This is a genomic window from Klebsiella sp. GW_Kp182 (assembly GCF_040062275.1).
GTDB classification, from domain to species: Bacteria; Pseudomonadota; Gammaproteobacteria; order Enterobacterales; family Enterobacteriaceae; genus Klebsiella; species Klebsiella michiganensis.
Map to the genome: position 1 here is coordinate 17,642 of NZ_JBEAFQ010000039.1, position 12,764 is coordinate 30,405.

At 55.6% G+C, this 12,764-nt stretch carries 12 protein-coding genes; 7 read left to right on the plus strand and 5 right to left on the minus strand.

Features of this window, described 5'->3' with window-relative positions; all coding sequences use genetic code 11:
- Positions 1-68: 68 nt before the first annotated feature.
- The 4 genes from yihX to fabY are packed head-to-tail and all read left to right on the plus strand — an operon-like array spanning position 69 to position 2,942.
- Positions 69-668 (plus strand): glucose-1-phosphatase, encoded by a 600-nt coding sequence (gene yihX, locus ABLU88_RS16390; RefSeq protein ID WP_004127106.1) that lies wholly within the window; start codon positions 69-71, stop codon positions 666-668.
- On the plus strand, positions 662-1,522 hold the full coding sequence (locus ABLU88_RS16395; protein ID WP_004127107.1) for a virulence factor BrkB family protein: 861 nt from the start codon (positions 662-664) through the stop codon (positions 1,520-1,522). The genes yihX and ABLU88_RS16395 overlap by 7 nt, the downstream gene beginning before the upstream one ends.
- Complete coding sequence (gene dtd, locus ABLU88_RS16400) at positions 1,519-1,956, plus strand: D-aminoacyl-tRNA deacylase (protein WP_348837146.1); 438 nt, start codon at positions 1,519-1,521, stop codon at positions 1,954-1,956. Before ABLU88_RS16395 ends, dtd begins: the two co-directional genes overlap by 4 nt.
- 44 nt (positions 1,957-2,000) lie before the next feature.
- A complete protein-coding gene (fabY, locus tag ABLU88_RS16405) occupies positions 2,001-2,942 on the plus strand; it encodes a fatty acid biosynthesis protein FabY (protein ID WP_009652900.1) in 942 nt (313 codons plus the stop codon).
- A 17-nt stretch (positions 2,943-2,959) separates the two neighbouring features.
- Here the strand turns inward: fabY and ABLU88_RS16410 are convergent, their stop codons facing one another.
- From ABLU88_RS16410 to fdnG, 5 genes are all read right to left on the minus strand, one after another.
- Positions 2,960-3,877: an alpha/beta hydrolase gene (locus ABLU88_RS16410; protein ID WP_046877900.1), complete on the minus strand. Its 918-nt coding sequence runs from the start codon at positions 3,875-3,877 to the stop codon at positions 2,960-2,962.
- A gap of 196 nt (positions 3,878-4,073) precedes the next feature.
- Positions 4,074-5,003, minus strand: a complete 930-nt coding sequence (gene fdhE, locus ABLU88_RS16415; RefSeq protein ID WP_004132861.1) for a formate dehydrogenase accessory protein FdhE — start codon at positions 5,001-5,003, stop codon at positions 4,074-4,076.
- A gap of 342 nt (positions 5,004-5,345) precedes the next feature.
- Positions 5,346-5,981: a formate dehydrogenase cytochrome b556 subunit gene (gene fdoI, locus ABLU88_RS16420; RefSeq protein ID WP_004107380.1), complete on the minus strand. Its 636-nt coding sequence runs from the start codon at positions 5,979-5,981 to the stop codon at positions 5,346-5,348.
- On the minus strand, positions 5,978-6,880 hold the full coding sequence (fdxH, locus tag ABLU88_RS16425) for a formate dehydrogenase subunit beta (RefSeq protein ID WP_014227375.1): 903 nt from the start codon (positions 6,878-6,880) through the stop codon (positions 5,978-5,980). Before fdxH ends, fdoI begins: the two co-directional genes overlap by 4 nt.
- Positions 6,881-6,892: 12 nt before the next feature.
- Complete coding sequence (gene fdnG, locus ABLU88_RS16430) at positions 6,893-9,943, minus strand: formate dehydrogenase-N subunit alpha (protein ID WP_108703559.1); 3,051 nt, start codon at positions 9,941-9,943, stop codon at positions 6,893-6,895.
- A gap of 156 nt (positions 9,944-10,099) precedes the next feature.
- Here fdnG and fdhD point away from each other — a divergent pair, with 156 nt between their 5' ends.
- From fdhD to ABLU88_RS16445, 3 genes are all read left to right on the plus strand, one after another.
- Positions 10,100-10,936, plus strand: a complete 837-nt coding sequence (fdhD, locus tag ABLU88_RS16435) for a formate dehydrogenase accessory sulfurtransferase FdhD (protein ID WP_025106528.1) — start codon at positions 10,100-10,102, stop codon at positions 10,934-10,936.
- Positions 10,937-11,064: 128 nt separating this feature from the next.
- Positions 11,065-11,277 (plus strand): YdgH/BhsA/McbA-like domain containing protein, encoded by a 213-nt coding sequence (locus tag ABLU88_RS16440; RefSeq protein ID WP_004127125.1) that lies wholly within the window; start codon positions 11,065-11,067, stop codon positions 11,275-11,277.
- Positions 11,278-11,776: 499 nt separating this feature from the next.
- Positions 11,777-12,757: a 6-phosphofructokinase gene (locus ABLU88_RS16445; RefSeq protein ID WP_004855882.1), complete on the plus strand. Its 981-nt coding sequence runs from the start codon at positions 11,777-11,779 to the stop codon at positions 12,755-12,757.
- The last annotated feature ends 7 nt before the right edge of the window (positions 12,758-12,764 follow it).

Here is a 12,764-nt window from a genome sequence, read left to right on the forward strand (position 1 = left end):
TGCCGCCCGTAGTCAAACTCCCCCTTTCCCGCTACAGTTAATTTTCCACGGTGCAAAAGGAGAGGACCATGCTCTATATCTTTGATTTAGGTAATGTGATTGTCGATATTGACTTCAACCGGGTGCTCGGGACGTGGAGTGATTTAACGCGCATTCCCCTTGCGACGCTGCAGCAGCATTTCACCATGGGCGAAGCGTTCCACCAGCATGAGCGCGGTGAAATCAGCGACGAAGATTTTGCGGCGGCGATGTGCCATGAAATGAACATGTCGCTAAGCTACGAGCAGTTCTCCCACGGCTGGCAGGCGGTTTTCGTTGCCCTGCGCCCGGAGGTTATCGCGATTATGCAAAAATTACGCGAGCAGGGGCATCGCGTTGTGGTTCTGTCCAACACGAACCGTTTGCATACGACTTTCTGGCCGGATGAGTACCCTGAGATACGCGCCGTTGCTGATCATATCTATCTTTCTCAAGAGATGGGGATGCGTAAACCGGAAGCGCGGATCTATCAGAGCGTCCTCGACGCTGAAGGTTTCGCCGCTGACGATACGGTCTTCTTCGATGATAACGCGGACAATATCGCCGGGGCTAACCAGCTTGGCATAACCAGTATTCTGGTGACCGGGAAGGAAACCATCCCCAACTACTTTGCTAAACAGCTATGCTAAAAACCGTTCATCAAAAAACAACGCGCCATCTGCGGCCGCTGGTCGCCTGGCTAAAGCTGTTATGGCGGCGTATTGATGAAGATAATATGACGACCCTGGCAGGCAATCTTGCCTACGTGTCGTTACTCTCCCTTGTGCCGCTGATTGCCGTCGTGTTCGCGCTGTTCGCGGCATTTCCGATGTTTTCTGATGTCAGTATTCAGATTCGCCACTTTATTTTCGCCAATTTCATTCCGGCAACCGGAGATGTCATTCAGGGCTATATTGAGCAGTTTGTCGCCAACTCCAGCCGGATGACCGCCGTGGGCGCTTTCGGCCTGATTGTGACATCGCTGCTGCTGATGTATTCGATTGATAGCGCGTTGAACACCATCTGGCGCAGTACCCGAACCCGGCCCAAAACCTACTCCTTTGCGGTTTATTGGATGATCCTTACCCTGGGGCCGCTTCTGGCGGGGGCCAGCCTGGCGATCAGCTCCTATCTCCTGTCGTTACGCTGGGCCAGCGACCTGAATAGCGTGATTGACGATGTGCTGCGTATTTTTCCGCTCATTTTATCCTGGGTGGCATTCTGGCTGCTTTACAGCATTGTGCCGACGGCCGAGGTGCGTAACCGCGATGCGATAATCGGTTCCCTGGTTGCGGCGCTGCTCTTTGAGGCGGGTAAGAAAGCTTTTGCTTTATATATCACCGCGTTCCCGTCATATCAGCTGATTTATGGCGTGCTTGCCGTGGTGCCTATTTTGTTTGTCTGGGTGTACTGGACGTGGTGTATCGTCTTGCTTGGCGCTGAAATTACTGTCACTCTCGGTGAATACCGCAAACTGAAAAAAGAAGAAACAGAACAATCATGATTGCATTAATTCAACGCGTATCCCGAGCTAGCGTTACCGTGGAGGGTGAAGTGACGGGCGAAATCGGCCCCGGGCTTCTGGTGCTGTTAGGCGTCGAGAGAGACGATGATGAGCAAAAGGCGAACCGCCTGTGCGAGCGCGTGCTGGGATACCGTATTTTTAGCGATGCTGAAGGCAAAATGAATCTGAACGTGCAGCAGACTGGCGGCAGCGTGCTGGTGGTTTCGCAGTTTACGCTGGCAGCCGATACCGAACGCGGGATGCGTCCTGGTTTTTCGAAAGGGGCTGCACCGGATAAAGCGGAAGCGCTGTACGAGTATTTCGTTGAGCGCTGCCGCCAGCAGCAAATGAATACGCAGACCGGGAAATTTGCTGCCGATATGCAGGTTTCTCTGGTGAATGATGGTCCCGTGACCTTTTGGTTGCAGGTATGAGCCAGCTTCCGGGCAGGCTGCGGGTAACAAAAGAGAGTACAGCTATGTATCACCTTCGTGTACCGCAAACAGAAGAAGAGTTAGAGAGCTACTACCAGTTCCGCTGGGAGATGCTGCGTAAGCCGCTGCATCAGCCGAAAGGGTCCGAGCGCGATGCGTGGGATGCGATGGCGCACCATCAAATGGTGGTCGATGAAGAGGGCAATCTGGTTGCCGTCGGGCGGCTGTATGTGAATGCGGAAAACGAAGCTTCTATCCGTTTTATGGCCGTCCATCCGTCAGTACAGGATAAAGGGCTGGGAACCCTGATGGCGATGACGCTGGAGTCCGTCGCCCGTCAGGAAGGCGTTAAGCGCGTGACCTGTAGCGCCCGCGAAGATGCAGTGGAGTTCTTCGCTAAGCTCGGTTTTGTGAACCAGGGCGAAATCACGACGCCGACGACCACGCCGATCCGTCATTTTCTGATGATTAAGCCGATAGCCTCGCTGGACGATATTTTACATCGCGGCGACTGGTGCGCTCAGCTGCAGCAGGCCTGGTATCAGCACATCCCTCTCAGCGAGAAAATGGGCGTGCGCATTCAGCAGTATACCGGGCAAAAGTTTATCACCACCATGCCGGAAGCCGGTAACCAGAACCCGCACCATACGCTGTTCGCCGGCAGCCTGTTTTCTCAGGCAACGTTAACCGGCTGGGGGCTTATCTGGCTGATGCTGCGCGAGCGGCATCTTGGCGGCACAATTATTCTTGCCGATGCGCATATCCGCTACAGTCAGCCTATTAGCGGACGCCCCAGCGCCGTTGCCGATCTTGGCTCGTTAAGCGGCGATCTTGACCGGCTGGCGCGAGGCCGCAAAGCGCGCGTTCAGCTGCAGGTTGAGCTATTTGGCGACGAGCGGCTGGGCGCGGTTTTTGAGGGTATCTATATTGTTCTTCCCGCGAAACCGTTCGGCCCCTATGAAGAGGGCGGTAACGAAGAGGAGTAGTCTCCCTTTACGCTTAACTATCGGCCTGGTGTTTTAACCCGCCAGGCGATATCTCTCATCGCGCTGCCGGCCGCCGGGCTGATGCCGCCCAGCTGAAAGAAGCCGTGAATCACCCCGAGATAACGCTGACAGGTGCAGTCAACGCCCTGCTCAAGCAGGCGCTGATAAAGCGCTTCGCCTTCATCACGCAGAGGGTCGTATTCCGCAGTCAGAATATGCACCGGCGGTAAGCCGTGAAAGTCTTTACGCCACAGCGGGCTGGCTTCCGGATGGTGGAGCGCCGTCGCGGAAAGGTACATTTCATAGCCGCTGAGCAGGGTATCTTCGGTGATGATGTAATCTTTACCGTTATCGATATAGCTCTTCATGCTGGCGGTGGCGTCCAGCATCGGGTAAATCAAAACCAGCTGCGCGGGTTGCCAGGCCTGTGCTGTTTTGAGCCGCAGGGCGGTCACTAATACCAGGTGTCCCCCGGCGCTGTCGCCAGCCAGCGTAATACGGGAAGCGTCGATGCCTAACTGCTCCGCGCGGCGGTGAATAATCAGCGCGCCTCTCTCCGCATCGTCATGGGCGGCAGGGAAAGTATGCTCCGGCGCCAGCCGGTATTGCACGGCGATAACGCGGCAGCCGCTGTGGTATGCCAGCTGGCGGAGCTGATGGTCATGCGTGGCGAAACCGCCGCTGATAAAGCAGCCACCGTGGTAATAGATAATGGCAGGCAGTGCTCCGGAAGCGTTAAGGGGAGAGACAACGCGAAATGCCATGCCGTCGAGCTCGATATCTTCTACCTGAACGCGCTTTTCCTGTTCCCCAGCCAGTACCGTACTGGCGAGATAGCCGCGTCTCCGGTCATCAATATTCTGTTCGCGCGATGAGGGGCGGCCCGCATCGATAAATTCCCGCACCAGCTCTGCGATACCCTTTTCAAGCGCCATTTTTCATTCCCTTAAGCTGTTTGGATATACAGTGTTATAGCCTGATTGTGAGCAAAAGAAAACCGGGGATTTTCGTCGGGAAGTGATTCTGGAAAGCGGCTCGCAAAACCAAAGATTTTGCCGGCATACCGGGAGTGTTTACGCCATTATCAATGGTGAGCCGGGCAGCAGGCGCCGCCCGACATGATGCCTGCCGTTATTCCCCTTCGCCAGGGAACAGGAACGGGTTGATGGAGCTGCGGGCGAAGCCCTCTTGTTCCATCCGTGCGTCCAGTACCAGCGAGGCGAGGTCGTCGGCTACGGCCTCCACTTTTGGGTCTTTTTCCTGATAGAGAATCTTCAGGTAGGTACCGCAGTCGCCGCAGGTTTCGGCTTTAATCGCCGACTGCTCGTTATCCAGTGACCAGTAGTGCAGATCGCGCGTCTGTTCGCAGTTGCTGCACTTCACGCGCACCACGTGCCATTCGGTTTCGCACAGGTTGCAGTGCAGATAGCGCAGGCCCTGTGTGGTACCAATTTGCACCATGCTGGAGACCGGCATCGAGCCGCAAACCGGGCAGAACTGACGCTGTTCACCATATTCAGCGCGGGCCTTTCCGGGGATCAGGCTGGCCATCTGCGCCCAATAGAGCGAAAGCGCGGCCCAGATAAACGGCGCTTTATCGCTGCTGACAGAGGCAAAATCGGACGCAAACAGCGCGCTTGCCATCAGTTCCAGCTCCTGCTCGGAGGCTTTTTCCAGATTCTCGATGACCGCCAGCGCCGGGCCGCTCATCTCCGGCTTCAGTTCGGCAATCAGCGAATGCAGCAGCTTGTGCCAGTGCTTATCGCGCGGCAAAACGTGGATATCCAGCGGCGGTTTACCCTGGTCGTTCGCTTCTTTGATGCGCGCGGTGAGATCCATCTGCAGCGGATGGTCGTACAGCACCACTTCCTGCGCGTGGGCGATAAGCGCGGCAAAGCGCAGGTAATCACCCAGCGGGTTATTTTCAGCCAGTTCGCGCAGGCGTTCGGCGCGACGGTTATATAAATTTTTGAGCCGGGGAAACAACAACGGCGGGATCATATCCGTCGCGCGTTTCTCGCTCTTTTCCAGCTCATCTTGCGGGATGATACGAATGCTCATTCAGTCACTTCCTGGTTTCAGCAGATTCGGCGATGGTCGCGTCCGCTCTGCGATTTGGCGGGCATCATGCGCCCGCTCTGGTGATGTCATTAATGATAACCGCAATCGGCATACGGGATATAGCCACGACATCGCAATGTGTGCGCTACGATACCTGATATCGATACCCCCGACTATGCACCGTTAGGATTAGCTGCCCTGCGCCATGGCCTAAGCGAAACGGGAAACGTGCCGCTCCCGCCTGCAGCGCACTCTGGCTAACGTTGTCAAAACAGCGCGTTATCCGCAAAAAAATGGCGTCGATATACGACGCCATTTCAGAGACGAACAACGCGCTCGGGCCTACGACTGGCGCTTATCCTGCTTTTCGCGGACTTCACGATACCAGCGCGGGTGATGTTTCTTCGCCCAGGTCTTCGTGACCCAGCCTTCCACCATCGCGGTAATGGTACCCTTCACCCACAGCGCCGCGTAAATATGCACCATGATCACCACAATCAGCGCCACCGCAGAGAAGGAGTGCAGCATCAGCGCGAAGCGGATAACCGGGATGGAGAAGGCCGGCGCAAAGTACGGACGCCAGATGATCACGCCGCTCACCAGCAGCAGCACCAGGAAGATAATCGCCGCCCAGAACACGCATTTCTGGCCGAAGTTATAGCGCCCGGTGTCGCCCACTTCCTCGTTGACGACAATCTTGCGAATATTTTTCGCCCAGAAAATATCGTCCCGGTTGATCAGGTTGTGGTGCCAGTAGCGGAAGAACATGATGATGAACGAAGCAAACATAATCACGCCCACGAACGGGTGCAGAATACGCGCCAGCTGCGGGGTACCCATGATTTGCATCAGCCAGTTGAAGGACGGGAAGAAAAAGCCCAGCCCGCTCACCGCCGCCAGCACGAAGCAGAAGGCGGTGACCCAGTGGTTGATTCGCTCCGGCGCGGTGTAGCGCACGATGGTGTCACGTCTTTTCATTTGCGCACCTCGTCTTTCTCTTCATCCAGATTGTCCTCTTCCTCTTCCGCGCGGTTCGGACCGACGCCGACGTAGTGGAAGATGCTGGCGGCGAAGGTGGCCGCAAAGCCGACCGCCGCGAGAGGCTTCCAGATCCCTTTCCAGAACTTAACCGTGGCGCTGATTTCCGGGTTCTCCGGCAGGCCGTGGTACAGATTCGGCTTGTCGGCGTGGTGCAGCACGTACATCACGTGCGTGCCGCCAACGCCTGCCGGATCGTACAGGCCCGCGTTGTCGTAACCGCGGGTTTTCAGCTCGGCGACGCGCTCGCCCGCCAGCGTTTTCATATCCTCTTTGGAGCCAAAGTGGATAGCACCGGTCGGGCAGGTTTTCACGCATGCCGGCTCCTGGCCAACGTTAACGCGGTCCACGCACAGCGTACATTTGTAGACGCGGTTATCTTCCGGGTTCAGGCGCGGCACGTTGAACGGGCAGCCGGCGATGCAGTAGCCGCAGCCGATGCACTGCTCGGACTGGAAGTCGACGATGCCGTTGGCGTACTGAATGATTGCCCCTTCCGCCGGGCAGGCCTTCAGGCAGCCCGGGTCGGCGCAGTGCATACAGCCGTCCTTACGGATGAGCCACTCCAGTTTGTCGTTCTGCTCCACTTCCGAGAAGCGCATCACGGTCCAGGATTTGGCGGTCAGGTCGGCGGGGTTATCGTACACCCCGACGTTGTGACCGACTTCATCCCGGATGTCGTTCCACTCGGAACAGGCCACCTGGCAGGCTTTACAGCCGATACAGGTGGTGACGTCGATAAGCTTCGCCACCTCTTCCTGATGGTCCCGCGCGCGGGGCGCGGGGGTGAAGCCGTTAGTCGCGGAACGACGGATAATGTCTTGCGATTGATAAGCCATAATTCGTCTCCGTTACGCCTTTTCCACGTTCACGAGGAAAGCCTTGAACTCCGGCGTCTGCGTGTTCGCATCACCAACAAACGGCGTCAGGATATTGGCGATAAACCCTTTCTTCGCCACGCCTTCGTAGCCCCAGTGAATCGGAATACCGATAGTATCGATATCCTTACCGTCCGCTTTCAGCGTGCGAATACGCTTGGTCACCACCGCCTTGGCTTTGATATAGCCGCGGTTAGAGGAGACCTTCACGGTATCGCCATGGGCGATGCCGAGCTTGTTCGCCAGCTTCTCGCCGATCTCCACGAACTGTTCCGGCTGCGCGATAGCGTTAAGCAGCGCGTGCTTGGTCCAGTAGTGGAAGTGCTCGGTCAGGCGGTAAGTAGTACCGACGTAAGGGAATTTTTCCGCTTTGCCCATCTGCTCAAGGTCGCCTTTAAAGACGCGAGCGGCCGGGTTAGAGACCACGTTCGGGTGCAGCGGGTTGGTGCCCAGCGGCGTTTCAAACGGCTCGTAGTGTTCCGGGAACGGCCCTTCCGCCATCTTATCGATAGCGAACAGACGCCCCATCCCTTCCGGCTGCATGATAAACGGCCCGACATCGCTGTCCGGCGCCGCGGCGCTGTAGTCTGGAATATCCACGCCGCCCCACTTCGCGCCGTCCCATTTCAGGAGCTGGCGCTTCGGATCCCACGGTTTACCCTGCGGGTCCGCGGAGGCGCGGTTATACAGAATGCGGCGGTTAAGCGGCCACGCCCATGCCCAGCCCAGCGTATTGCCGAGGCCCGATGGATCGGCGTTATCGCGACGCGCCATCTGGTTGCCGTCAGGCGTCCAGCTACCGGCGAAGATCCAGCAGCCGCTGGAAGTCGTGCCGTCGTCACGCAGCTGCGCAAATGAGCTGAGCTGCTGGCCTTTCTTGACGATCACCGCCCCGGTTGCCGGGTCGGTAATGTCTGCCAGCGCCTTGCCGTTGCTCTCCATCGCTACTTCTTCCGACGCTGGTTCATGCGGCGTGGCGTAGTTCCACGTCATGTTCAGCACCGGTTCCGGCGCCGGTCCGCCCTGTTCGGCGTACATCTTGCGCAGGCGTAAGAAGATACCGGCGAGGATCTCACCGTCGGTGGTCGCAATCCCCGGGGCGTCCGCGCCTTTCCAGTGCCACTGCAGCCAGCGGCCGGAGTTAACGATAGAACCGTTCTCTTCGGCGAAGCAGGTGGACGGCAGGCGGAACACTTCGGTCTGGATTTTCGCCGGATCGACGTCGTTCGACTCCCCGTGGTTTTGCCAGAAGGTGGAGGTTTCGGTGTTGAGCGGGTCGATGGTCACCAGGAACTTAAGCTTCGACAGCGACGCGACAACCTTGTTTTTGTTCGGGAACGACGCTACCGGGTTGAAGCCCTGGCAGATATAGCCGTTCACTTTGCCCTGGTTCATCATCTCGAAATATTGCAGGACGTCGTAGCCCTTATCCCACTTCGGTAGCCAGTCAAAGCCCCAGCTGTTTTCCGCCGTGGCTTTATCGCCAAAGAAGGCCTTCATCATGGAGACGAAGAATTTCGGGTAATTACCCCAGTAGTTCACCTGGTCCTTCAACAGCGGTTTCGGCGTGTTGGCGGCGAGGTAGGTTTGCAGGTCAGTCTGTTTCTCGCTCGGCAGCGTCATATAGCCAGGCAGGCTCTGCGAAAGCAGTCCCAGGTCGGTAAGACCCTGAATATTGGAGTGGCCGCGCAGGGCGTTTACGCCGCCGCCCGCCATGCCCATATTGCCGAGCAGCAGCTGGATCATCGCCATGGTACGGATGTTCTGCGCGCCGATGGAGTGCTGCGTCCAGCCCAGCGCGTACAGGAACGAGGCGGTTTTATCGTGCGCGCTGGTTTCCGCGATGTACTCGCAGACTTTGAGGAAGTCGGCTTTTGGCGTTCCGCAGATGTTTTCGACAACTTCTGGCGTATAGCGGGAAACGTGCTGCTTCAGCAGGTTCCAGACGCAGCGCGGATGCTGCAGCGTGGTATCGCGTTTGGCAAAGCCGTTTTCATCCAGCTCATAGTTCCAGGACGTTTTATCGTACTTGCGGGCTTCGGCGTCGTAGCCGCTGAACAGACCGTCTTCAAAGCTGTAATCCTCACGCACGATCAGGCTGGCGTTGGTGTAAGCCTCGGTATATTCACGGTTAATTTTTTCGTTGTTCAACAGGTACAGGATGACGCCTGACAGGAAGGTAATGTCAGTACCGGAACGAATTGGGGTATAGAAATCAGCTACCGCCGCGGTACGCGTAAAGCGCGGATCGATCACAATCAGCTTCGCGCCGTTGCGAATCTTGGCTTCCATCGCCCAGCGGAATCCAACCGGGTGAGCTTCAGCGGCGTTGCCGCCCATCACCACGACGAGATTGGCGTTCTTGATGTCGACCCAGTGGTTGGTCATCGCACCGCGACCAAATGTTGGAGCAAGACTTGCTACCGTTGGTCCGTGTCAGACGCGCGCCTGGTTGTCGACCGCGAGCATACCGAGCGCGCGGGTAAATTTCTGGGTTAAATAACCGGTTTCGTTACTGGAGGCGGAGGCGCACAGCATACCGGTGGTCAGCCAGCGGTTGACGGTGGTGCCTTCGCTATTCTGCGCGACAAAGTTGGCGTCGCGGTCCTCTTTCATCAGCTTAGCGATGCGATCGAACGCTTCATCCCAGCTGATTTTCTGCCATTTATCAGAGCCTGGCGCACGGTATTCCGGAAATTTCAGGCGACTTTCGGAATGGATAAAGTCCACCAGACCGGCCCCTTTAGGGCAGAGCGCGCCACGGTTGACCGGATGGTCCGGGTCACCTTCGATATGGAAGATAGACGCTTTGGCATTTTTTGCGCCGTCGCCGAGGCTGTACATTAACAGCCCGCAGCCAACGGAACAGTAAGTGCAGGTGTTACGGGTTTCGCGGGTGCGCAGCAGCTTGTACTGCCGTGTTTCCGCGAGTGCTAAACCGGGCGCAAAGCCCAGCGCCGCTGCCGTGGTTCCTGCCATACCGCCAGCGCAGATCTTAAAGAACTGCCTTCTGCTGACCTGCATGGTTCGCTCCTTGTTTCGACATTGTCACGTATAGTTATTTGCTTTGCGGTAAGGGCCGCAAAGGTTCAGAATTGGGGGTAATTTCCCTCGTTCCCGAAGGGATATAAACAGAATACCACATTGTGTGTATGCCTGTTCCAATACGGTTAAGACAAAGTGAACAAGAAGCCTCTTGAACAAATCGAAAATGTGACAGATATCACAGGTTATCGCCAGGTGTCGCTCTGGAAGCGCCAAAATTTGCAACATCCTCAGCCAGACGAGTTAGCTGAAGAGGTACCCGTTGCGCTGGTTTATAACGGCATCTCGCACGTGGTGATGATGGCGACGCCGAAAGACCTGGCGCAGTTCGCCGTCGGCTTTTCCTTATCCGAAGGGATTATCGAAAACCGGGGCGAGATTTATGGTATGGACGTCGTTCAGGCCTGTAACGGCCTGGAAGTGCAAATCGAACTCTCCAGCCGCCGCTTTATGGGGCTGAAAGAGCGCCGTCGCGCGCTGGCCGGACGCACCGGATGCGGAGTATGCGGCGTTGAGCAGCTCAACGATATCGGGAAGCCCGTGCAGCCGCTGCCCTTTACCCAGACGTTCGATCTGGCGAATCTCGATCGCGCGCTGGCTCACCTGCATGATTTTCAGCCGATAGGCCGCCTTACCGGCTGTACTCACGCCGCGGCCTGGGTAAGTCCTTCCGGCGAGCTCGCGGGCGGCCATGAAGACGTGGGTCGCCACGTGGCGCTGGACAAGCTCCTGGGACACCGCGCGGAATCAGAAGGCGCCTGGCAGAACGGCGCGGCGCTGGTCTCCAGCCGCGCCAGCTATGAAATGGTGCAGAAGGCGGCCATGTGCGGGGTGGAAATCCTCTTTGCGGTCTCTGCCGCGACCACGCTGGCGGTTGACGTCGCCGAGCGCTGCAACCTGACGCTGGTGGGATTCTGCAAGCCGGGCAGGGCTACCGTTTACACGCATCCGCAGCGGTTAATTGCGGGTTAAATTTAAGTCAGTTTTTTTGAATGATGACAACAAATCCTTCCGCTTTTTGTTTGGCGATGTGAGGGCTACTATTTATCACATCAAGGCACGGCGCCTTATTCAAACAACTAACGTAAAGGGTTTATATCATGAAAAGCATCAAAACTTTTGTCGCAGTTATCGCTCTGGCCGCTTCTTTTGGTTCTTTCGCTGCGGAAACCGTGACCGCGACCGCCGCAACGATGGACGGTGCGGAAGCGAAAATCGCCGCTCAGGCCCAGGCCGCTGGCGCTTCGTCTTACAAAATTACCGAAGCGTTTACCGGTAACCGCGTGCACATGACTGCGGAACTGAATAAATAAGCGTAAAGCTACTGTCGAAAGAGCGCCCTGGGGGCGCTTTTTTTGTGTCTGAGATTTATTCCCAGGGGGCTTAACGCAGGTGCCTTTGCCGTGAGGGGCGGCGATATCAGAATCAAAACAGGCTGAATGCAGCTTTACGTGTTGGTCCCTGCAAGAAGGCAGACAACAGATGAGAAAGCCGTGAACCTTCCTGACGCAAAAAAATGCGCTATTTATCACATTTCTGTCTTTTCATCATCGCTGGGTTTATGGGAGAAAACAGGCAGCCCACCCGCGCAATTATCGCTTCAAGCAACTTAATGATCTTAAAGAAAATAAAAAGATAATTGTTAAGGCGATCTCATTTTATAAAAGAGATATGCATCACAAAAAATGAGTAAATAAACCCACTGTCAATATTAGGCTCGGAGGAATTTATCAGCATATTGTGATCTCTATTGCAAATAACGGTCTTGAACTCAGGGAAAAATGTGGGCAAGCAAAGCAACGGAGACAGGCAATGAAAATTGGCATGGTTATTAGCGGCGGCGATGTTTCTGGAATTAATAATTTTATATTCCAGATAGCCAGACTGGCGAGTGCCGATATCACCCTTTTTAATGGCGGAATACCCGGACTGCTGGATAAAAATCATCACGAAGTCGCCTGGCGCGATCTGGTTGATTTCTCCATTGCCTCTATTCCGATCATCACCTCCGGGCGAACCAGTCGCAGGCTGCTGCGCAGTGAATATGAAACCATAGCCAAAAAAATTAAATCACTGCGCATTGATGTGCTGATTATGGCCGGCGGCGACGGCAGCCTGCAGTTTCTCAATACGCTGAGCGAATTTGATATTAACTGCTTTGGCGTCGGGATGACTATCGATAATGATGTGTACGGCAGCGATTATACCATTGGTTTTTCCACCGCCTGCGAGCAGATTATTAAGGAAGTTTCCCGGTTAAGAAATACCGGAAGAGCATTACCGGGCCGCGTCTTTATGGTCGAAATATTAGGAGGCTATTGTGGAGAGTTAACGCTGCAATCCGCGATTAAATCGAATGCTGATATCGCCCTGATTCCGGAATCGCAGATGCCGTTAGAAACGCTGGCCGAGCGGGTGAAGCATAAGCTGACACAGCAGAACAGCGTGGTGATCCTGTGCTCTGAAGGCTACACCAGGGAGTACTCCCCCGGCTTTCAGGGGGCCATTGATACCATGATTAAGCAGCTTGAACCGCAAATTGGCGTGCGTATTCGTAAAACCATCGTAGGCTACGGTTTGCGCAATGGCGATCCGACCTGCGAAGAAATTTACCAGGGCACGATTATGGCCAGTGAAGTGGTTCGCTGTATTCAGTCAGGGATGAAAAATAAAGCCATCATAATTAATTCAAGCAACAAACCTATTCCGATTGATTTAGTTAGTATGAAAAAACGTCTGGTCGACACTGAAGGACATCATTATAAACTTGCCAAACAACTCAATATTATTTGAGGAGACC

Bases quoted from the DNA above. Each gene is read 5' to 3' on its own strand.
- fdoI (WP_004107380.1), bottom strand. From the start codon at position 5,981: ATGAAAAGACGTGACACCATCGTGCGCTACACCGCGCCGGAGCGAATC.
- fabY (WP_009652900.1), top strand. From the start codon at position 2,001: ATGTATCACCTTCGTGTACCGCAAACAGAAGAAGAGTTAGAGAGCTAC.
- yihX (WP_004127106.1), top strand. From the start codon at position 69: ATGCTCTATATCTTTGATTTAGGTAATGTGATTGTCGATATTGACTTC.
- fdxH (WP_014227375.1), bottom strand. From the start codon at position 6,880: ATGGCTTATCAATCGCAAGACATTATCCGTCGTTCCGCGACTAACGGC.
- ABLU88_RS16395 (WP_004127107.1), top strand. From the start codon at position 662: ATGCTAAAAACCGTTCATCAAAAAACAACGCGCCATCTGCGGCCGCTG.
- ABLU88_RS16410 (WP_046877900.1), bottom strand. From the start codon at position 3,877: ATGGCGCTTGAAAAGGGTATCGCAGAGCTGGTGCGGGAATTTATCGAT.
- ABLU88_RS16440 (WP_004127125.1), top strand. From the start codon at position 11,065: ATGAAAAGCATCAAAACTTTTGTCGCAGTTATCGCTCTGGCCGCTTCT.
- fdhE (WP_004132861.1), bottom strand. From the start codon at position 5,003: ATGAGCATTCGTATCATCCCGCAAGATGAGCTGGAAAAGAGCGAGAAA.
- ABLU88_RS16445 (WP_004855882.1), top strand. From the start codon at position 11,777: ATGAAAATTGGCATGGTTATTAGCGGCGGCGATGTTTCTGGAATTAAT.
- dtd (WP_348837146.1), top strand. From the start codon at position 1,519: ATGATTGCATTAATTCAACGCGTATCCCGAGCTAGCGTTACCGTGGAG.